Annotated in this window: 18 protein-coding genes; 8 read left to right on the forward strand and 10 right to left on the reverse strand. The window is 63.0% G+C overall.

Annotated features, from left to right (window positions below):
• Positions 1-25: 25 nt before the first annotated feature.
• Both gltB and G9463_RS02560 read right to left on the reverse strand, forming a co-directional pair.
• A complete protein-coding gene (gene gltB, locus G9463_RS02555; protein WP_121302621.1) occupies positions 26-4,573 on the reverse strand; it encodes a glutamate synthase large subunit in 4,548 nt (1,515 codons plus the stop codon).
• A 154-nt stretch (positions 4,574-4,727) separates the two neighbouring features.
• Positions 4,728-5,141 (reverse strand): CBS domain-containing protein, encoded by a 414-nt coding sequence (locus tag G9463_RS02560; RefSeq protein ID WP_049938701.1) that lies wholly within the window; start codon positions 5,139-5,141, stop codon positions 4,728-4,730.
• Between the two features lie 472 nt (positions 5,142-5,613).
• On the opposite strand from G9463_RS02560, the gene G9463_RS02565 reads away from it, so the two are divergent.
• Entirely contained in the window at positions 5,614-6,570 is a 957-nt protein-coding gene (locus G9463_RS02565) for a patatin-like phospholipase family protein (RefSeq protein WP_165895885.1), read from the forward strand.
• Between the two features lie 157 nt (positions 6,571-6,727).
• On the opposite strand, the gene proS is transcribed toward G9463_RS02565, so the two are convergent.
• The 3 genes from proS to G9463_RS02580 all read right to left on the reverse strand — a co-directional run bounded on the left by proS (position 6,728) and on the right by G9463_RS02580 (position 9,907).
• Entirely contained in the window at positions 6,728-8,182 is a 1,455-nt protein-coding gene (proS, locus tag G9463_RS02570) for a proline--tRNA ligase (RefSeq protein WP_165895886.1), read from the reverse strand.
• 122 nt (positions 8,183-8,304) lie between these two features.
• Entirely contained in the window at positions 8,305-9,090 is a 786-nt protein-coding gene (locus G9463_RS02575) for an SAM hydroxide adenosyltransferase (protein ID WP_165895887.1), read from the reverse strand.
• Between the two features lie 94 nt (positions 9,091-9,184).
• Entirely contained in the window at positions 9,185-9,907 is a 723-nt protein-coding gene (locus G9463_RS02580) for a hypothetical protein (RefSeq protein WP_165895888.1), read from the reverse strand.
• An 81-nt stretch (positions 9,908-9,988) separates the two neighbouring features.
• Between G9463_RS02580 and G9463_RS02585 the strand changes: the two genes are divergently transcribed.
• From G9463_RS02585 to G9463_RS02600, 4 genes are all read left to right on the forward strand, one after another.
• A complete protein-coding gene (locus G9463_RS02585; RefSeq protein WP_007188293.1) occupies positions 9,989-10,324 on the forward strand; it encodes a hypothetical protein in 336 nt (111 codons plus the stop codon).
• Positions 10,321-10,824 carry a helix-turn-helix domain-containing protein gene (locus G9463_RS02590; RefSeq protein ID WP_165895889.1) on the forward strand — a complete coding sequence of 168 codons (504 nt, stop codon included), beginning with the start codon at positions 10,321-10,323 and terminating at the stop codon, positions 10,822-10,824. The genes G9463_RS02585 and G9463_RS02590 overlap by 4 nt, the downstream gene beginning before the upstream one ends.
• A 77-nt stretch (positions 10,825-10,901) precedes the next feature.
• Entirely contained in the window at positions 10,902-12,170 is a 1,269-nt protein-coding gene (locus G9463_RS02595) for a Tat pathway signal protein (RefSeq protein WP_165895890.1), read from the forward strand.
• 79 nt (positions 12,171-12,249) lie between these two features.
• Positions 12,250-13,308 (forward strand): hypothetical protein, encoded by a 1,059-nt coding sequence (locus tag G9463_RS02600; RefSeq protein WP_004963082.1) that lies wholly within the window; start codon positions 12,250-12,252, stop codon positions 13,306-13,308.
• A gap of 723 nt (positions 13,309-14,031) precedes the next feature.
• Here the strand turns inward: G9463_RS02600 and G9463_RS02605 are convergent.
• Positions 14,032-14,514 (reverse strand): hypothetical protein, encoded by a 483-nt coding sequence (locus tag G9463_RS02605; protein WP_004963111.1) that lies wholly within the window; start codon positions 14,512-14,514, stop codon positions 14,032-14,034.
• 265 nt (positions 14,515-14,779) lie between these two features.
• Between G9463_RS02605 and G9463_RS02610 the strand changes: the two genes are divergently transcribed.
• From G9463_RS02610 to G9463_RS02620, 3 genes are all read left to right on the forward strand, one after another.
• Positions 14,780-16,696, forward strand: coding sequence for a beta-CASP ribonuclease aCPSF1 (locus tag G9463_RS02610; RefSeq protein WP_004963113.1), 1,917 nt, complete (start codon positions 14,780-14,782; stop codon positions 16,694-16,696).
• A 73-nt stretch (positions 16,697-16,769) separates the two neighbouring features.
• Positions 16,770-16,925: a hypothetical protein gene (locus tag G9463_RS02615; protein WP_165895891.1), complete on the forward strand. Its 156-nt coding sequence runs from the start codon at positions 16,770-16,772 to the stop codon at positions 16,923-16,925.
• A 10-nt stretch (positions 16,926-16,935) separates the two neighbouring features.
• Positions 16,936-17,184, forward strand: coding sequence for a hypothetical protein (locus G9463_RS02620; protein WP_004963117.1), 249 nt, complete (start codon positions 16,936-16,938; stop codon positions 17,182-17,184).
• A gap of 37 nt (positions 17,185-17,221) precedes the next feature.
• Here G9463_RS02620 and G9463_RS02625 read toward each other — a convergent pair whose 3' ends face one another.
• The 4 genes from G9463_RS02625 to pdhA form a co-directional block, all read right to left on the reverse strand.
• Positions 17,222-17,776 carry a hypothetical protein gene (locus G9463_RS02625; RefSeq protein ID WP_049938696.1) on the reverse strand — a complete coding sequence of 185 codons (555 nt, stop codon included), beginning with the start codon at positions 17,774-17,776 and terminating at the stop codon, positions 17,222-17,224.
• Positions 17,773-19,098, reverse strand: coding sequence for a divalent metal cation transporter (locus tag G9463_RS02630; protein WP_165895892.1), 1,326 nt, complete (start codon positions 19,096-19,098; stop codon positions 17,773-17,775). Before G9463_RS02630 ends, G9463_RS02625 begins: the two co-directional genes overlap by 4 nt.
• Positions 19,099-19,272: 174 nt before the next feature.
• A complete protein-coding gene (locus G9463_RS02635; protein WP_165895947.1) occupies positions 19,273-19,977 on the reverse strand; it encodes a hypothetical protein in 705 nt (234 codons plus the stop codon).
• Between the two features lie 60 nt (positions 19,978-20,037).
• On the reverse strand, positions 20,038-21,150 hold the full coding sequence (gene pdhA / locus G9463_RS02640; RefSeq protein ID WP_165895893.1) for a pyruvate dehydrogenase (acetyl-transferring) E1 component subunit alpha: 1,113 nt from the start codon (positions 21,148-21,150) through the stop codon (positions 20,038-20,040).
• Positions 21,151-21,167: the final 17 nt, after the last annotated feature.

Genomic DNA, 21,167 nt, shown 5'->3' on the forward strand with positions numbered 1-21,167 from the left:
GGACAAAACGTCGAACAGTGGCGCTTCAGTCGTCTGTCGAGGCGGCGAAGTCAGCCTCGGCGGCTTCGGCGCTCGCCGCGGCCTTGGCCGGCGGCTCGTTGCGCACGTCGTCGCGCTCGCGGTCGGCGATGACCTCAGCGTAAGCGTCGGGCATCACCTTCGTGAAGTTCTCAACTTCGGCGTCCCAGTCATCAAGCAACTCCGCCGCTCGGTCGGAGTCGGTGTAGGCGGCGTGGTTTTCGACGAGTCGAGTAATCATCTGGCGGTCCTTGCCTTCGAGCGTATCGGCCAGGGACACCATGCCGGTGTTTGCCTTCGCTGCGAACTCGCCGTCGGGGTCGTAGACGTACGCGACGCCGCCGGACATCCCGGCCGCGAAGTTCTTGCCCGTCTCGCCCAGCACGACGATAGCGCCGCCGGTCATGTACTCACAGCCGTGGTCACCGACACCCTCGACGACGCCTTTGACCCCGGAGTTTCGGACGGCGAAGCGCTCGCCGGCCATGCCGTTGACGTAGGCCTCGCCCTGCGTCGCGCCGTACAGCGCGACGTTGCCGATGACGATGTTCTCCGACGGATCGAAGGGGGCCTGATCCGGCGTGTTCACGATGAGCTTCCCACCGGAGAGCCCCTTGCCGACGTAGTCGTTGGCCGTCCCGGTCAGTTCCATCGTCACGCCCTGTGCGAGGAACGCGCCGAAGGACTGGCCGGCCGTGCCGTCGAAGTCGACCCGGATAGTGTCGTCCGCGAGGCCGTCACTTGCGTGCTCGCGGGAGATGCGGTTCGAGAGCGTCGCCCCGACCGCACGGTCGACGTTGGTGATATCGGTGTCGATAGCGACCGGGTCGCCGCTGTAGATGGCGTCCTCGGCGGCGTCGATGAGGTCCCAGTCGAGTTGTTCGTCGACCTCGTGGGTCTGCTCGCGCTGCTTGTAGCGGCCGTCGTTGTCGGCCGGCTCAGCGATGACTCCCGAGAGGTCGAGCTTCTGGGCCTTGGGCTGGCTCACGTCGTCGCGCTGCTTGAGTACGCTCGGTCGGCCGATCATCTCGTCGATAGTCTCGAAGCCGAGTTCGGCCATGATCTCGCGCAGTTCCTGAGCCACGAACGTCATGTAGTTGATGACGTGCTGTGGCTCGCCGGGGAAGCGCTCGCGGAGGTTCTCGTTCTGCGTGGCGATGCCGACCGGGCAGGTGTTTTCGTGGCACTGCCGAGCCATCACACAGCCCGAGGTGACCATCGAGGCTGTCCCGAAGGTGTACCCCTCGGCACCGAGCAGGGCGGCGACGGCCACGTCACGGCCGGTCTTCATGCCGCCGTCGGTGGTCACCTTGATGCGCGAGCGCAGGCCGGTGGCCCGGAGCATCTGGTTGGCCTCCGAAACACCTAGCTCCCAGGGGAGCCCGGCGTTCTTGATTGAGGTCTTCGGCGACGCACCGGTCCCGCCGTCGTGGCCCGAGATGTGGACCACGTCGGCGTTAGCCTTGGCGACGCCAGCCGCGATGGTCCCGATACCGTCTTCGGAGACCAGCTTGACGTTGATGTCAGCCTCGGGGTTTGAGGCCTTGAGGTCGTGGATGAGTTGCTTCAGGTCCTCGATGGAGTAGATATCGTGCAGCGGCGGCGGCGAAATGAGGCCGACGCCCGGCGTCGCGTACCGCACGTGGGCAATCATCTCGTTGACCTTCTTGCCGGGCAGGTGGCCACCCTCACCGGGCTTGGAGCCCTGTGCCATCTTGATCTGGAGTTCGTCAGCCGACGCGAGGTAGTCGGAGGTAACGCCAAAGCGGCCGGAAGCGACCTGCTTGGTCGTACACTCCTTCTCGGTGTCGAACCGTTCGGGCGGTTCGCCGCCTTCGCCGGTGTTGGCGTTGGCCCCGAGCCGGTTCATTGCGATGGCGTTGTTCTCGTGCATCTCGGGCGATAGCGACCCGAGCGACATCGCCGCGGTCTCGAAGCGCTCGACAATGTCGTCGACCGGCTCGACATCCTCGATGGGGATGGACTCGCGGTCGGAGTCGAATTCGAGTAGGCCACGCAGCGTCTGGAGTTCCTCGTTCTGGTCGTTGACCAGTTCGGCGAACTCTTTGTACGTATCGTAGTCGCCCATCCGGACGGCTTGCTGGATCTTGCCGACCGTGTTGGGGTTCCACTGGTGGTGGATGCCGTTCGAGCGGAACTCGTACTCGCCCTGTCGCGGCATATCGGGCTCTTCCTCGCTCCAGGCGACATCATGGCGCTGGGTGAGGTCGTCCTCGATTTCCTCGATGCCGATACCGTCGGTCCGGCAGGTCGTCCCCTCGAAGTACTCGGCGATGAAGTCCGAGGAGAGGCCGACGGCCTCGAAGATCTGGGCACCCTGATAGGACTCGACCGTGGAGATACCCATCTTGGCCATCGTCTTCAGCAGGCCGTCCTCAACGGCAGTGATGTAGGCATCGATGGCATCAGCCAGGTCCGCGCCGTCCGGTCCGGCCACCAGGTCCTCGATGGTCTGGTAGGCCAGGTACGGGTTGACCGCGCCGGCTCCGTAGCCGATGAGCGTCGCGAAGTGATGGACCGCACGCGGGTCACCGGACTCGACGACGAGCCCGACGTGGTTGCGGAGACCGTTGCGGACGAGATGGTGGTGGATGCCACCGACGGCAAGGAGGCTCGGAATCGGCACGCGGCCTTCGCTGGCCGCACGGTCCGAGAGCACGAGAATGTCGTGTTCCCGTGCTGCGGCGTCGGCTTCGGCCCGCACGTCTTCGACGGCCTGGCGAAGGTCGCCGCCCTCTTTGTAGGTGATATCGATGACCTTCGTGGACATGCCGTTGGCGTTCAGGTCCTTGATGGACTGCGTCTCCTCGTCAGTGAGGATTGGCGAGTCAAGCACGAGCTGGCGGGCGTGGCCCTGGCTCTCGTCGAGGATGTTACGCTGATGGCCCAGCCGGGACTCCAGCGAGGTAACGAGTTCCTCGCGGATGTAGTCAAGCGGCGGGTTCGTCACCTGAGCGAATAGCTGCTTGAAGTAGGTGAACAGCGGGCGGTTGAACTGCGAGAGAACCGACAGTGGCGTGTCATCGCCCATAGAGCCGACGGGGTCTTTCCCCTTCTCGGCCATCGGCTCAATGAGGTGGTCGACCTCGTCGTACGTGTAGCCGTACATGGCCTGCTGGCTCCGGAGCGCGTCCGACGGGTCCCGAGGTGCGTTGTCCTCGCGGTTGGCAACCTCGTCGATGTCGACCTGTTCTTCGGCGACCCACTCACCGTACTTGTCGTCGGCGATGTCGTCGAACACTTCCTCGTCGGGGATGACGCGACCCTCTTCGGGGTCAGCGAGGAAACACTGTCCAGGCTGGAGACGCCCGCGTTCCTGAATCTCGCTGGGGTCGTGTTCCAGTGCGCCGGCTTCAGAAGACATCACGAGCGTGTTGTCCTCCAGTACATCGTAACGGCACGGACGGAGGCCGTTCCGGTCCAGCACAGCGCCGATACGGTCGCCGTCGGTGGCTGCGACGAGGGCCGGGCCGTCCCAGGGTTCGACCAGCGAGGCGTGGTAGTCATAGAAATCACGCCGGTCGCCAGTCACGTCGTTCATCTCGCCGCGCCAGGCCTCGGGGATGAGCATCCGGAGGGCGTGGGGGAGGTCGCGGCCACCCTGAAGCAGGAGTTCGAGCGCGTTGTCGACGCTCGCGGTGTCTGATTGCTCGGGGTCGTCGATGATGGGCTTGATCTTCTCCAGATCGCCCTCGAACTCGTCGCTCTGGATGTCGGTTTCCCGAGCGCGCATCCAGTTGATGTTCCCCTGAATCGTGTTGAACTCGCCGTTGTGGATGACGCGACGATACGGATGGGCGAGGTGCCATGCGCCCAACGTGTTCGTCGAGAATCGGGCGTGGACCATCGCGAACGTCGACTGCATCTGCTCGTCTTCGAGGTCAGGGTAGTAGTCTTCGAGTTGTTCGGCCTTGAGCAGGCCCTTGTACACCACGACATCGGTTGCAAGCGAGACGACGTAGAATCGTTCGTGGCCCGGCGGCTTTTTTTCCTCGACGGTGTTTTCGAGCGCCCGGCGGCCGATGTATAGCTGGTTCTCGAAGGCGTCCCCGGTTTTTCCTGTCGCGGAGGTAACAAAGAACTGAACGATGTCGGGCTCGGATTCGAGCGCCGTCGCGCCAAGATCGCTGTTGTCCGTGGGAACGTCGCGCCAGTCGAGGACATCGAGGCCCTCAGCGGCGAGTTCCGTCTCGACGAGGTCTTTCAGACTCTCGGCGACCTCGTCGTCTTGCGGGAGAAAGAGCGTGCCGACGGCGTACTCGCCAGCGGGTGGCAGGTCGGCGTCGACTTCGGCAGCGAAAAACTCGTGTGGAATCTGGAGCATGATGCCTGCTCCGTCGCCCGTATCTTGCTCTGCTCCTGTCGTCCCTCGATGTTCGAGGTTGTCGAGGAGTTCGAGTCCGTCCGATACAACCCAGTGGTCGCTCTGGCCGTCGAGGTCCATGACGACTCCGACACCACAGTTCGACCGTTCGTCCGTGGGATCTGCAAGCCCGGCGTCGCCTGCAGAGAGACCTGTCTGTCGCTCAACCATGTGTTTCACGACTGGGGATGCCACTATAAGAGGGTAATCCTAATGGTATTAGTGTTGTTTAACCCCACATTAGGGAATATATATTTATAACGATTGTTCGAACTGTATCATCATTTATAAACAGTCGTCTGCAGGCCGGCGGTTCACTTGGTGTTCAGCCGAGCACGGGTGCAGATGACTGCTCGATACCAGAAACGTAGGCCGTCATGTCAGTTGTCGTTAACATTCCAACGACTCCTTCCGTCTCATCAACGACAGGAAGGTGGTGGACACTGTGGTCCAACATCACGCTTGCGGCCGCCTCAACCGGGTCGTTTGCCGTTACTGTAACCAGATCCGTCGTCATGAATTCGGACACGTCTAACCCCGCCGTATCGCCACCCTTTGCGGCGATTTCGACAAAGTCCGTGGAGGTGAGAATCCCCAGCAACGCTCCGTCAGCGTCGACGACAACAACAGAACTGATGTTCTCGTCAAGCATCCGCTTGGCGACCGCTTTCGCGTTCGCGTCGGCGGCAACAGTGGTGACAGGCGATGACATAATTCGTCCGACAAACACGTCGTCCATGACAGTCGATAACATAGGCCGAGATATAACCGTGTTGGTTCCGGATATCTATCCATTTCACCTGCTGAGAAGTATATAAGGTCTTAATATTCTGCGCTCGCCACAACGTATGCACCCCTTCAACTATTGGCCTCCTGTCTCCGAGATCCCACTCCAACTGGTCGGTTGCATCAGGGCTGTCGGCCTTCCATTGCTGTCGTAAACTGTCTGTAGAACTGTATTTCCTACGACGGTATCTGTTCGCCGTTTGGCGTTTGTATGACTGTAGTCTGACGGCGATTTATATACATAGGGACAGCAGTGATTATCGGGGGCACGGAGAAAAATGTCACACGCTCCCCGACCCCATCCTTCCTTCATACTGCTAGCTGTACCTTCGTGAGAACGCATACTCCCTCAGCGGTGGCAATATGCTTCACGGCAGTATCAGCCGGCATCTATCTATACAAGCCCATCGTATATGAATTAAACCATGTCTGGTCATGCTCCCAGCGTCGCTATCGCCTGTCAGGGCGGCGGCAGCCACACCGCGTTCACCGCCGGCGCGCTGAAGCGACTGCTACCCGCTGTCGACGCTAATTACGAACTCGTGGGACTGAGCGGAACCTCCGGTGGCGCACTCTGTGCGGTCACCGCGTGGTACGGCCTGCTCAGCGCCGGCCCTGACCGCGCGGCCGACATGCTGGATGATGTCTGGTGCGACGTCGCCGCGACCGACCCTGGCGAGTTTCTAGTCAATGAGTCGCTCGTTTGGCGCTCGCGCCTCCAACAGCTCATGTTCCCCATCCCGGAGGTCTCGCCGTACGCAGTGCCGGGCAATGCCGGCCAAGATTGGTATCTGGACCTGCTCGACCGACACATCGACTTCGACGACTTCGACTCGCTCGCGGCTGCGACCCCGCCGCACGTGACCATCGGTGCGGTTGACCTCAACAGCGGCAAGTTCGAAACCTTCTCAGACGACGCCATCACCCCGGAGACGGTGCTCGCATCCGCCGCGTATCCGCTGCTGTACGAGGCCGTCGAGATGAACGACCACTGGCACTGGGACGGCCTGTTCTCGCAGAACCCGCCAGTCAAGGAGTTCCTGACCAGCGAGCGGCCAAAGCCCGACGAACTCTGGGTCATCCAGATCGAGCCACAGACCTACGACGGCGTCCCGACCTCGCTGGCGGAAATCACCGACCGCCGGCAGGAACTGTCCGGAAACATCTCGCTGAATCAGGAACTGGACTTTATCGAAACAGTGAACGACTGGGTACGAGCTGGCTATCTCCCCGACGAATACAGACACGTCGAGATCCGACACCTGCGACTCGCCAGGAAGCACATTCCGTCTTCGAAGGTGGACCGTGACCCGCGGTTCATCGAGGACCTACTCGAACGCGGCGAGCGCGAGGCCGACGACTTCCTGAACCGGGTCGCCTGATGCCCACTCGCTCCGCTCGGGCCCGTTCAGTAGCTCTTGGCGAAGTAGGCCGTCTCGTTCCGACCTTTTACTTCCTCGGGTGCGCTCGTGATACGCTCGCACCGCTCGTCGCAAAACGTCGGCGAAAACTGCGGTCCCTCGCTCCGCTCGGGCCCATTCAGTAGCTCTTGGCGAAGTAGGCCGTCTCCTCGGCGTCCTCACCACAGATGGCGCAGTCCTCGTGGATCGGCTCCTCGTCGCGGTCAAGGGGCACCATCACGATTTCGGCCGCGATAGCGTCCTTGATCGGCTCCTCGCAGTCCTCGTCGCCACACCAACCACATTTCACGTAGCCGCCGTGCTGGCCGATAGTGCCGAGGATTTCCTCGCGGGACTCAGCCTCACGGATTTCGCCTTCCAGCGTCTCCTCAGCGCTGGCATATAGCTTGGCGTGGACGGTGTCGAGGTGGTCGGTAACGGTGTCGGCGATGCCGTCGCGGTCGACCGTCTCGGTTTCGCCGTCGGGCCGGTGGACCAGCGTGGCCTCACCGTCCTCAACCTCGTGGGGGCCGATTTCGACACGGAGGGGAACGCCGTGGAGTTCGTGTTCGTTGTACTTGAATCCGGGATTGCGGTGTTCGCGGTCGTCAAGTTCGACCCGGACGCCGGCCTCGTCAAGTTCGGCGGCGAGGTCGGCGGCGTAGTCGATGACATCGTCCTTGTTGTCCTCCTGCCAGATGGGGACGACGACGACCTGATCAGGCGCGAGCGCTGGTGGAAGGACCAGCCCCTGGTCGTCGGAGTGGGTCATGATGAGCGCACCCATCGCGCGCCAGGACAGTCCCCACGAGGTCGTGTGGGCCGTGTTCTCCTCCTCGTCGGCGTCGGCGTAGGTGATGTCGAACGCCTCGCCGAAGGAGGTCCCGAGGTAGTGGGAGGTGGCGGCCTGCACGGTCTTGCCGTCGGGCATCAACGTCTCGATGGTAGTCGTCGTGTGCGCGCCGGGGAATTTATCGTGAGGGGGCTTGCGGCCCTTCAGCGGCGGCATCGCCATGACCTCCTCGTAGAGGCGGGCGTACTGGTCCAGACGGGTCATCGTCTCCTCCCACGCGCCGTTCTCGTCGGCGTGGGCGGTGTGACCCTCCTGCCAGAGGAACTCCTTGGTGCGGAAGAACGGCTTCGTCTCCGTTGCTTCCCACCGGACGACCGAACACCACTGGTTCAGTCGCATCGGGAGGTCCCGGTGCGATCGAGTCCACTGTGCCATGAACGGCGCGATGATGGACTCGCTGGTAGGCCGAACCGCGAGACGCTCTTCGAGTTCATTGTGGCCGCCGTGGGTTACCCACGCCACCTCGGGGTCGAACCCTTCGACAACGTCTTTCTCTTTCTCAAGATAGCTCTCGGGGATAAACAGTGGGAAGTAGGCGTTCTGCACGCCAGTGTCCTTGAACCAGCCGTCGAGGTTGTTCTGGATACGCTCCCAGATAGCGTAGCCGCGTGGGCGCGTAACGATGAACCCGCCCATAGGGGCGTAGTCCGCGAGGCCGGCCTTCTGGACGACCTCGGCGTACCACTCGCCGGGTGAATGCTCCTTGCTCTCGGTGATGCCGAGTTCCTGCTCGCCACTCATTAGGTGTGTCGTGGCCCACGGCGCTAATAAACTCCCCGAAGGGTGGTGAGCCGCTGGCACGCCAACCGACCCAGTTCGATACCCCACTCCGCGCCGCGAGGACCGTTGTATCGGGGCCGGTATCAGGCCTGTTCAGCCCGAATGGAGAGGGCATCTCCGGGCCCAGGAGTGCCGAAAATTGACGCCGCGGACCCGCCGCGAAGGAACAGTTCCTGATACGGGTCGTCCCCGCCTGCTGACCCCGGGACGATAGCGAGGGACCCTTCTGGAACGTTCGACACAGCGTCCCTGACGACGGCCTCACAGGACTCGCCGTTGAGTTCGACAGTGACTGTGTCGCTCTCCGGTGTGAACGCTGAGTGGCGGATCGAGGTCTTGACGTTCCCGTAGCCGTCGACGTGACAGACCACGGACTCGGGCGGGGCCGGCACGTCGTCGAGTGACCGCTCCGCCCCGAGAGATGAGTGATTCCCGTTTGCGATTTCGGCGACGCGGCGCGGGAACGCGTCCCGCGAGCGGAACTGACCGGTGTCCGCCGGCAGTTCGATCTCACGGAAGGTCGTGGCGTGGTCGGCAATAAACGAGAGGTTGTAGCCGGCATCGACGGCGACGACGGGGACGCCGTTGTCCAGTTCGAGATAACAGAGCGCCCCGCCGGTGTCGGCTCGCTCTGGCGTCGACTCTGTCGTTCGTGGTGCCGTGTTCGAGTAAATCAGCAGGTCGTCGAACGTCGGATTGTGGACGCCGAGTTGCGCGATCCAGAATCCAGTGGCGACCGTCGAGAATGGCTTGACTTCGGTCGACTGAACGGTCATCGTCGGGTCAGCGGCAGTGAGACGATGGACGACTTCTGAGAAGGCCGGGTCGGCCGGGCCGTAGTCCGCGATAAGATGAACGAACGTGCTCATGTGAAGCTCCGGTCACCACCACGTCGGTACGCCTGTATAATCTTGTGCCTTGGTACCAGATGCAGAACTATCGAGCGTCCCTGACGACGCCGACTCAGGCACCGATTGTCGTCAGGGAGGCGATGGAGTCGGCGACGCGGCGTTCCATCCCTGTCCCAGCGAATCCCGGCACGGGGTCGACACCCTGTGCGTAGAACTCCGATTCGCTTTCGACAAACTCGACGCAGAGTGCCCGCGCGCCGAAGCGGTCTAGCAACTCCCGGACGCGGGCCGCAAGCGTCACCTCGACGGTCTCCTCGCTGATGATACGGTCCAGCCCGGACACTTCCGACCGGACCTGAATCGCTCGCAGATGGGTTTCGCGGCCGTCGTTGACGGCGAAGTACTTGTACTCCACCGGCTCCTTCTGAACACAGGCCTGGTAGAAATCACCCTCGTCACTGTTTACCGGCACACCGTCCCAAGAGTAGCGAGTGCGGGGGATGTAATCGCAGTCGGGCTTCTCGAACCAGACGGTCGGCACCTGACAGCCGACCTGCTCCAGTCCGTGCAGGGCGACGAGTCGGCAGGCAAGCGCCGTCGTCGGCAGGAACCCGTTCCACGTCTCAACGCCAACGCTGTCGGCGTACCGAAGGGCGCTGAATGACTCCGGCCCGAGCGTTGTATTGACGAGTGCAGATAGGTCGTCGATATCGGCTTTGGCCACCGGGTTTCCGGGGCGGAGAAACTGGATGTCGAACCCCCGAGCGGAGAGCCGCTCTGCGACGGCACCAAACACCGGGTGTTCAGGCTCGCAGATGAAGCCGATGCAGTCCATACCGCCACGTCTCAGCGGTCCGATAAAAAAGTCGCGCAAAACCGAACGACTGAGGCACCGTGGTTGCGAAGTGACGGCCTGATGAACCTGCTCAGTATTGGAGGGCATTCCGGTGCCGAGAGCTGGGACATCGTCGCCGTCGTTGTCCTCTCTGCCGTGGCCGGTGCAGTCCTGTGCGGACTCGCCCTGGCCGCGTACCGACAGCGCGGGACGCGTGCATATCTGCTGATTGCGCTCGCACTCACCGCGCTGTTCGTCCGCCCACTCATTGCGCTGCTATCTGGGTTTTCAGTGGTTTCAGCACCGACCCACCATCTCCTCGAACACGCGCTCGATACCGTCTTTGTCGTGCTCGTCCTCGGTGCAGTGTACTACGCCCGGACAGTCGAGAAACGCCTCGATGAGGAGGGACTATGAGCGACACCAGAGTTCGGATTTACCGGCATATCAAGTCGAATCCGGGCGTTCACTTCCGAGAACTAACACGGGGGCTGGACCTCGCAACGGGACAGGTTCAGTACCATCTGGCTCGACTCGACCGCGTTCACAGCGAGTCGGTCAACGGGCGGACGCACTACTACACGTCGTCGTTTGACTCCTGGGAGCGCCACGCCATCGCTTTCCTCCGGCGGGAGACGGCGAGGGATATTCTCGTTACGCTCATAGAGCGCGAAACCGCTCGCCCCGACGAGGTAGCCGACCACCTTGATATCGCCCGGAGTACGCTCGAACACCACCTGCGCGGTCTGGTCGAATACGACATCGTCGAAAAGCGTCGAGAGAGTGGTCGGGTGACGCTGGCGCTCTGCCGGCCGGACCTGACGGTCGAACTGCTCGCGGTAGTTGAGCCCACGGTATCCAGCCGCCTGTCGGGCCGCTTCACCCGGCTACTCGACCGGCTGTTCGAGAGCGAGTAGCCCGGTTTCCGCGGGCAGTGGGTGCTTTCGAGTCCTGTACCACAACCCAATTGGACCGGCAGTCCATAGAGTGGGTGATGACTGAACGTGGGATTTCCCGACGCGAGTTCGCCAAGAGCGCCGTGGCCATCGGCGGCACCGCGGCGCTGGCCGCCTGTCTCGACCGCGGGTCGGGAACAATACCCAGGGGAACCGACGACCTCTCGTCACTTCCGGACCGCCAGCACGCCTGGGACGCGTCGCTGGCGACCGACGACGCGGGGAACCACCGACTGTCGCGACACCACGTCCTCCTATTGCTTGACTACGCCAGCGACGGACCGCCGACCGATGCCGACCGCGAGCAGGTCGAATCGGCGCTTCGAGACCTCGAACGGGCCTACGAGTGGAGCAACGAGGGACTGCTGTTCACGCTCGGATACAGTCCGGCCTACTTCGACCGCTTTGAGGCCGACGTAGCCGGTGTCGACCTGCCCGAACCAATGGCGCTTGCCCCCTTCGAGGACCCAGAACTCGACACACCAGACGCACTGCTACACCTCGCGAGCGATGACGAGCGGGCCGTTATCGCCGCCGAGGAAGCGCTGAAAGGCAACCGAGACACGGTGAACGACCACGAGATGAGCGCTACCTTCAAGGGTGTCCTGCGCGAGGCGGAGCGTCGGACGGGATTCGTCGGCGCCGGTCTGCCCGCCGAGAATCAAGACGTCGACGGGGTTCCGGACTCCGAACCGGTCCCCGAAGAGGCCCCGCTGTTCATGGGATTCAAATCCGGGTTCAAGGAGAACCAGGCTTCCGAGGACCGGGTAACGGTTGATTCGGGGCCGTTCGCCGGCGGCGCGACCCAGCACCTCTCGAAAATCCGGCTGCAACTCCAGCAGTGGTACGAACAGGACTCCCGAGACCAGCGCGTCTCGAAGATGTTCTGTCCGGCCCACGCCGCCGAGGACAAGGTCGAAGGCGTCGGCGAGAACCTCGGCACTGACAACGGTGCCGGTGAGTGCCCAGAAGACGTGGTCGACAGCGGCCGGCGAGAGGGCGTTGTCGGCCACGCACAGAAGATGTCCCGCGTCAGAGAAGACGGAACACCGACGCTCCTCCGCCGGGACTTTAGTTCGACCGACGGCGGTGAAGCGGGATTGCACTTCCTCTCGCTACAGCGTTCTATCGCCGACTTCGTCGCGACAAAACAGGCGATGAACGGCACCGATGTCGCGAACGACTCCGCTGTCGGGCAGCGAGTGAACAACGGTATCCTCCAGTATATGACGGTCACGCGACGCGGGAACTACCTGCTCCCGCCACGCTCGCTGCGTTCCCTGCCCCGAGCGAACCCGGACACGTGAGCGGTAGGCGGAGCCACGCAGTCCTGCTTTCGGCCGCCGTACCAGAACGGTCTTTCAGATGAGGACCCAAAGACGGGCCATGAATCGACGACAGTTCCTCGCCAGTGCCGGCCTCGCCGGCACGACGGTCCTGGCGGGGTGTGGCTCGCTGAGTTCCCAGTCGACACGCGCTCCACCGCTGGTCGAGAACCGCCCTGACGCCACGTACCGCCCAACCCACGCAGAGGGGATGGGGATGGCCGGCATAGCGCAGGCGGGCGAGTACATGGTCGGACTGAGCTACTCCTTTCCCCACCGGTTCTGGACAGTAACCGGGACGACAGCCGAAAAGGTCGACATCCGGAGCGAGGACAGCGTCCACCTGATGGCGACTATCTGGGACCCCGAAACGGAAATGGTACTCCCAGTGTCCGCCGGCCTCTCAATCACAATCGAGCGCGACGGCGAGACAGTCGCCGACAAGTCCCCGTGGCCGATGATCTCCCAGAACATGGGGTTTCACTACGGCGACAACTACGCACTCGGCGGCGACGGCGTCTATCAGCTCTCGGTTCGCGTCAACGGGATGGGCGAGCGCCGGCTGGGTGCCCTCGAAGGCCGATTCAACGAGGCCGGCGAGGCGACGGTCGAATTCGACTTCGCCCAGAACACGCGCGACCAGCTCTCCTTTGAGGAGTTCCCAGACTCACAGGGCGAACGCGCGGCGGTCGACCTGATGAACATGGATATGGTGCCAACCTCGCAGGTCCCCGAAGTGTCGGCCCTGCCCGGAACGGTCCTCGGGACGGACAAAGGGAGTGACGGCGTCTACGCCGTTACGTGGCTGCAGGACGCGGCGTTCCTTGCCGACGGTGAGTCGTACCTCGCCGTCTCGGCTCGGACGCCGTACAACCGCGTTCCCCTCCCGATGATGTCCCTCGACGGAACCGTAGAGGCCGACAGCGAGACGCTGTTTGAAGACGCGCTGACCGCCGCGGTCCACCCCGAACTCGGATATCACTACGGCGCAATCGTCGAGACAGCAGCGCAAGCGCCGTCCGTCAGTGTCGACGTCGTCGCCCCGCCACAGGTGTCTCGTCACGAGGGATACGAGACAGCGTTCCTGACGGCGCCTTCGTTCTCGTTTGCCAGCGGCTAACCGCGATTAATCCATCCATTCGACGTAGTCCGGACACTCGTCGCATTCCACGCGGGTCGCCCATCTCTCACCGCGGTCGTGGTTCAACGGCGCCACCTTGGTGACGTTGACGTTCACTGAGCCGCATTTTGGACACTGTCCTGGTATTTTGGAGTTGGACATCGTCTGGTTTCCTCTTGGCTAATACACAATTCTCAGTTGTCAGTAATGTTATTTTCCCCCTGAATTACACCCAGGCCGGCAGCGTACAACTCACAGCACAGTCAACACTGACTGTAGAACAGAACCGGCCAGTTGCGGTTCTCGGAGGCTACATGGTCAGTACAATGGTAACTACCCAATAGGGAGACGGAGAGGGATGTGAACGGCCGCTCCAGCAATACCCAGAGGCTGCAGTAGACTGCAACACCACGCTTACGGCCCCCTTTCAGTCAGTCGAACCACTCGGTGTAATCGTGACAATCGCGGCACTCGGCACGGATGCTCCACTCGTCTCCGCGCTCGTGAAAGGACGGTGCAACCCTGTGTATCCGGACAGCGACTACTCCGCACTCTGGACACTGACTCGGAACCGGCTCACCAAACATGCATTGGGACTATCTGTATAGTCACAATCCCATTCTTGGTTCATATTTTCTCCCTAAAATAACATAATACTCGTTATATTTAGGATTTAAATGGCAGAAAACATAACAGACAGATACAGCAACAGTATACCCGATTTCACTCCACAGCGAACGGATTCTCAGTCTGTTGCCACGGCCAACCCGGGACGCGTGTCTGGACCCCAGCCGCGAGCGCAGCATCAAGATCGTCAGCACCCGCAGTGGCTGTGTCATCGCCGTGGGTTCGTACGTCCGCAAGGTGGAAGGTCGCCTCTGCAAGCAGTCGGAGCGGTTGCTCACCGGCGATCATAGCCGCCAACTCGCGGCCGAGGAGTTCGTCGACGACAAAACCCGGGTAATCGTCAGTAACGTCCAGTCCTCGGAGCAAACGGACCAGCGCGGCGACGTTGACCGCCCGGTCGCCGTCGGCAAACACCTCGTCGATAGCAGCCGTGTAGGCGTCGTCTGTGAGCGTGTCAACGTCAACACCGAACTGCGAACCCAGATAGGCTCGCGTTTCGTTTACTAGCGGGACAACGTCGTCGCCCCGCTCCTGCACCCAGTCGTACTCTTCGTGGACAGTTTCAGGCGTCAGTCGCATGCTGGGGTCTCACGTGGAGGCCGCTTACCGCTTGTGGGCGCACAGAGCGGCGACTGCGGGACAGTTCCGACCTCCGTATTGCGAAGGCTTTTATAACACGAGGGGAATACTGAGAAATAGAGGACGGTTTTCCGGACATCTCTCCACGTCCGGAGGCAACTCACCGATAACTGATGACTTTATTAGAGAGCGTACATCCCGCGGCACCAGGTCGGCCCGCACCAGCCGTGGACGGCCCCGCTACCGGGATGACCCGTTTTGAGCTATGAGCACTGTAGACAAGCAACTCGAAGACGTGAAGGCAACGATCGACGAGGAAGTCCCGCGCCGTATCTCCGTCTCGGATGTCACGTACGAGGGACCGGAACTCGTCATATACACGCGTGACCCGAAGGAGTTCGCTGCGAACAGCGACCTCGTTCGCCGGCTCGCATCGAAGCTCCGGAAACGCATCACGGTCCGACCGGACCCGGACGTACTGGCCCCGCCAGCCGAGGCCGAAGAGGCGATCCGGGAGCTCATCCCCGAGGAAGCCGGCGTCATGGACCTGAATTTCCACGCTGACACCGGTGAAGTCGTCGTCCAGGCACAGAAGCCCGGCGTCGTCATCGGTCGACGCGGCTCGACCCTGCGTGAGATCACGCAGGAGGTCGGGTGGACACCCGAGGTCGTTCGGACGCCACCCATCGAGTCCTCGACAGTCGAGAACGTCCGGAACTTCCTCAAACAGGAGCGCGAGGACCGCCGTGACATCCTCGAACGCGTCGGCCGGCAGATCCACCGCGAGCCGATGTCGGACGACGAGTACGTCCGCATTACGACGCTGGGCTGCTGTCGGGAGGTCGGCCGCGCTGCGTTCATCCTCTCGACGCCGGACACGCGAATCCTCATCGACTGCGGTAACAAGCCCGGTGCCAACGGCGAGCAGCCGTATCTGGACATTCCGGAGGCGTTCGGTGCCGGGACCAACGGCATCGACGCCGTCGTCCTGACCCACGCACATCTCGACCACTCAGCGCTGGTCCCGCTCCTGTTCGAGTACGGCTACGACGGCCCCATCTACTGCACTGAGCCGACACGGGACCTGATGGGACTCCTGACACTCGATCACCTCGACACCGCCGCGGACGACGGCCGCACCCCGCCGTACGACTCCGAGATGGTCCGTGAGGCGATCAAACACACCATCCCGCTGGAGTACGGTGACGTGACGGATATCGCGCCCGACATCAAGCTGACACTGCACAACGCCGGCCACATTTTGGGCTCATCAGTGTGTCACTTCCACGTCGGCGACGGGCTGTACAACGTCGCCTTCTCCGGCGATATCCACTACGACGACACGCGTCTGTTCGACGGCGCTGTCAACGACTTCCCCCGGGTCGAAACGCTCGTGCTGGAGTCGACCTACGGCGGCCGCAACGACTACCAGACCGACCAGGAAGACTCGGAGCGAAAGCTCAAGCAGATCATCCAGAACGCCTACGACCGCAACGGGAAGGTCCTCATTCCGACCTTCGCCGTGGGGCGGTCCCAGGAACTCATGCTCGTCCTCGAAGAGGCGATGCGGAACGGCGACATCCCCGAGATGCCGGTCCATCTTGATGGAATGATCTGGGAGGCGACAGCCGTTCACACGACCTACCCCGAGTATCTCCGCGACGGCCTGCAGGATCGCATCTTCGACGAAGACAAGAACCCGTTCTTGGCTGACCGGTTCAATCCTATCGACGGCGATGACGAGGAACGGGAAGAGATCGCCGACGGCGATTCCTGTATCATCCTCTCTACGTCCGGGATGCTCACCGGCGGCCCGGTTATGTCCTGGCTCGACCAGCTCGGCCCGGACCCGGATTCGACGCTCACTTTCGTCGACTATCAGGCGGAGGGCACACTCGGCAAGCGAATCCAGCGCGGCATCGACGAGGTTCCTGTCAGCGGCAGCGGACGCAACGAGAAGGTCCCACTGGAGATGACCGTCGAAACGGTCGACGGCTTCTCCGGGCACGCCGACCGACAAGGGCTAGAGAACTTCGTGAAGACAATGAACCCCCGACCTGAGAAAATCCTCTGCGTGCACGGCGACGAATCCGCGACACAGGACCTCTCCTCGTCGCTGTACCACGACCAGAACATCCGGACCTTCGCGCCGGAGAACCTCGAAACGTTCCGCTTCCGCTGACCCGGTCGCTGCTCTCTGTTCGCGGTCAGTAGTCAGACAAACCTCTATACCGCAAGCGGGTGAAGCAGCACGTATGGACATCATCCAGTATCTCGACGAGCTCGAACCGGTCGGGATGGTACTCATCGGACTCGTGCTGTTCATCATCCCGGAACCTGCGACATCGACGCTTGGAATCAGCCTGATAGTGCTCGGCGGCGCGTGGTGGTTCTACGAGTGGAACCGCTGAAATAACTCGGATGAATCACGACCGCATTCACGCACAGGAACCGTCACACCACCGCGACCGCTGGACGGTCGGCACAATCACCGAGATAGCGGAGCGCGATGGCCACTGTGTCGTCACTGTCGAAGACGAGTCCAGTGAGCCAGCTGAGCTCGTCGTCACCATGGCCATTCGGGACCTGTTCGTCAGTCGGCTAGACATCGGCGACGACGAAAGTCCGGTCGGCGAGCGCGTCTGGTTCCGGAAACGCGGCGGGCAGTAGCGAGCCGCTGGCGCGTCCGGGATGCGACCGACGGTGACTACGACAGGTCGACGGTCCGGTCGGCCCAGTGCCGGAGTCGGTCGAGCGCGTCCCGCTCGGCCCGAGACACCGGGTCATCGACGCCCAGCTCGTCGCTGTCGAAGGCGTTGAGGACGGCTACGTCCGCCTTCTCACAGTATCCGGTGAGCCGGCTGACCGCAACGGAATCGTGCTGGAACGGAATCGTCGCGTCGTTGACGAACACCGCCCGGGGAGTCTCCGGGAGTGCGTCCAGCTGTTGCTCGGCACGGCGAGCGTTGTCCCGGGCGAGCGCGACCGCCTGCTCGGCCGTCTCGCTCTCAGCCCGCGGTGCACTGGCGTCAATGCGACCGAGCCAGACCGCCTCCGGCACAGTGGTGAAGCGGTCAAGGCGACCGCCCAGAATTGTCCCGTCGCGTTCGAGTTCGGGTGCGAAATCGAGGACGACAACACCCTCGGTGCCCTCGCTGTCAAGCCAGGCGTTGAGGGCGGCCGCGGTCGTCCGCGTCTTGCCGGCGTTGGAGGGACCAGTGACGAGCGTCGACCCCGAGAGCGGGAACTGGAGACCGGTCACGCGAGGAGTTCCTCCCGGAGGAACTTCCCGCCGAGGCCAGCCATAGCGAGACCGAGCGCGATAGCGAACGCCAGCACGAACCCTGAAAGTGGGCCGACGCCCCCGCCGAGCTGTTCGACAACGAAGTTCGCGGCCAACCCGCCCGAAACAGCGATGAGCGCCAGCCCGCCGACGTTGGCGAGCAGCGAGTTCGACTCCGGAACCGCAGCAGAGTTCAGGAGATAGAGGACAAGGGCGATGGCGAACGGCGTGCCGACCGTGCCGAGCGCGAGCACGAGGACGAGTTGGCCGAGGACGTTCCCGCCGATGAACGCGCCCGGAGCAGACAGCAGCGCAACAGCGGCGAGCAGGCCGCGGTAACGGTTATCCTCGATAGTGGTGCCCCAGCCGAGTTTGTCCGCGAGCAGGAACGGCGGGACGATGGTGTTGCCCCCGAGCGTCGACACGGCAGCACCCCACAGACCGAGCAGGAACAGCCAGCGGGCGCTGTCGCCGACTAGCGGTCCGAGGGCCTCAGCAGCGCCGACCGTCGTGAGGTCGCCAGAGGTGAGTACGCTCGCCGTCACCAGAAAGATAGCGAGGCTGTAGATGCCAAACGCCACCAGCATGGACGCCCCGACGTCGACCGTCGCGAGGTCGTAGTCGTCGCGAGTCCAACCCCGCGCCCGCATCGTGTAGGAGTGCATCGTGATGAGCGTGATGTGGACCGCGCCGCCGAGGATGCCGGCCGCGACCAGCGCGCTCCCGGACGGGACCGAGGGGACCAGTCCGGCCACCGCCGCGCCGGCGTCGATGGGCACGACGAACAGACTGGCGACGAACGCGACGACGACCAGCAGGACGAGGACTTTCGCGGCCAGTTCGAGGAAGCGATAGCCCCCGCCCGCCAGCCCTGCTGCGAGGATGAGCGCCCAGACGACGCCCCAGATGCGCGCGTCGATACCGGTTACCGTTGCCGAAACGGTAGCGACGGTCTTCATGATGACGAGCTGTGCCACGCCGGCGGCGAGTACCGCGTCCCCGACCAGTAGCCACGCCCACGTTTCGCCGAGGTGGTCCTCGACGACGGCGACAATGCCACGCTCGGTCAGCAGTCCCAGCCGCATCGCGAGATACTGCGCCAGCGCCCCCGCCCCTGCGGAGAGGACGACGACCCACAGGAGACTGTAGCCGAACGCACCCCCAGCAGTGACGAGGCTGGCTATCGTTGCCGGGCCGGCGGCGATTGCGCCCGCAATCCAGGACGGTCCCATCGCTTCGACGTAATCACTGATTGTCCCGCTGCTCACAGCCGAACTATCGACGGTTTCGGTCGAACTCATACCTCCGGCTTGGGTGAGGCCCCCTGAAAACACTGCCGACATATTGTTCGGTGGTATTCGGCAGTAATTCGACTGCTGTACTGCGATTACGGGAAAATGGAAGCGCTGGCCGAATTGACAGACCACACGCTCACCGGGCGGACCGCTACCAGAAAGAGTACAGACTGCGTCGGCTCAGAGTTCGACGGTTCCGAGGTCCGATTCCAGTTCGTCGACGTGGTCGTTGTATGCGTCGACGAAATCCGCGAACTGCGGGGCGTACTCGCGGATGTCGGCCGCCGAAGGGGGTTCGTACTGCGAGAGGAGATAGAGCCCGTTGCTCCCGCCGACCCGGAGGTACGACGCGCCGTCAGTGTCCCATTTGAGTTCCCAGCGCGTGCCGCCGATTCGGCTGGTGAACGTTCCGTAGTCGCCGCCCTCGTAACGCTGGAGTTCCCGCGCGATCTGGTCACAGATTTCGCGGACGCGGCCGAGGACACGGTCGCGTTCGGCCACGACGCCATCGGTTGTTGCGATTTCCGGGAACTCTGTCGACACGTCGTCGAGCACGCCGTCGAGCGACGCGACGTAGTCGTTGAACCCCTCGACAAAGGCGTCGTAGTCGGCGAGCGCGGTCGCTAGCGGCTCCGGCTCTGGCGGCTGCTTGGTCGAGATGACATACGTATCCGAGCCGCGCGACGGCGAGAACCGCAGGTACTCCAGGTCGCCGCCCTCGTACTTGACGGTCCACTCGCCGCGGTCGGTCTCGATGTCCGCCTGTCCGTAGTCGCCGCCTTCCAGCCGAGCGAGCTGGTAGGCGACCTGTCCGGCGTGGTCCCGGACCGCCGCGACCAGTTCGTCACGCTGCTGTGCAACGGCCGTTGCGTCGGCGGGGTCCACCGGTGGCCACTCTGTCACAGTAGACGGAAGCGACGGGACGGCAATAACAGGCTCGGTCGGCTACTCGGACTCCAGCAGGGCGTCGTCGCCGTGGCGCTCGCGGAGGCCCTCGAAGTACTCCCGCTGTTCATCAATGTTCGATGTCGGTTCGTCGTACACGTCGGTAAAGAGGTCCGTCGGGTCCGGCGCATGGGACTCAGCGTTGTCAATAATCTCGCCGAGGCGCTCGTCGATGGTGTCGTCCATCACGTCAATTTTTCCGTCGTCCAGCAGATTGCAGTTTCTGAGGAACGCCTCCATGCGGTCCAGCGGGTCGCGTTCGCGCCACTCTTCGACCTCCGCGTCGTCCCGGTACACGTCCGGGTCGTCGGCGGTCGTGTGCGCGCCGAAGCGGTACTGGACAGCCTCGATGAAAATTGGTTCCTGCTCGCCGCCGTTTGCTCCCACAGCCCGCTCTCTGGCGGCCTCGGTGACGGAGTAGGTCGCCAGGGGGTCCATCCCGTCGACCTGCACGCCGTCGAAGCCGTAGGCGTCGGCCTTCTGTGCCAGCGTCTGACTGGCGGTCTGGCGCTCTCGGGGGACAGAGATAGCCCACTGGTTGTTGTTGCAGAAGAACACCGTCGGCGTCTCGAACACGCCGGCGAAGTTCATCGCCTCGTGGAAGTCTCCCTCGCTGGTGGCCCCGTCGCCGAAGTGGACGACGCCAGCCCGCTCATCGCCCCTTTTTTTTGCTGCCCACGACCAGCCGACAGCGTGGGGGAGATGCGCGCCGATAGAGATGTTCAGCGGGAACACGTTCACGTCGCCGAGCGCGGCGTTGCCCGCTTCGTGGCCCATCCAGTAGAGGACGTACTCCCAGGGGAGCCCGCGAGCCACAAGTGCGCCGTGTTCCCGGTACTGATAGAAGATCGTGTCCTCGTCGGCCAGCGCGTACGTCGACCCGACCTGTGACCCCTCCTGACCCGCCAGCGACGAGTAGGTGCCGAGTCGGCCCTGTCGCTGGAGGCTTATCATCCGCTCGTCGAACCGGCGGGCAAAGCGCATATCGCGGTACATCGACACCAGCGCCTCGTCGGACAGGTCCGGAATGAGGTCCGGGTCGACGATTTCACCGTCTGCATCGAGCGCCTGTATACGGTCGTCAGGTGCCCGATTGAGAACGTCCTGTGTCATTTCGTACCCTACACTCG

Origin of the sequence: Haloarcula sp. JP-Z28, assembly GCF_011440255.1 — an archaeon.
GTDB classification, from domain to species: Archaea; Halobacteriota; Halobacteria; order Halobacteriales; family Haloarculaceae; genus Haloarcula; species Haloarcula marismortui.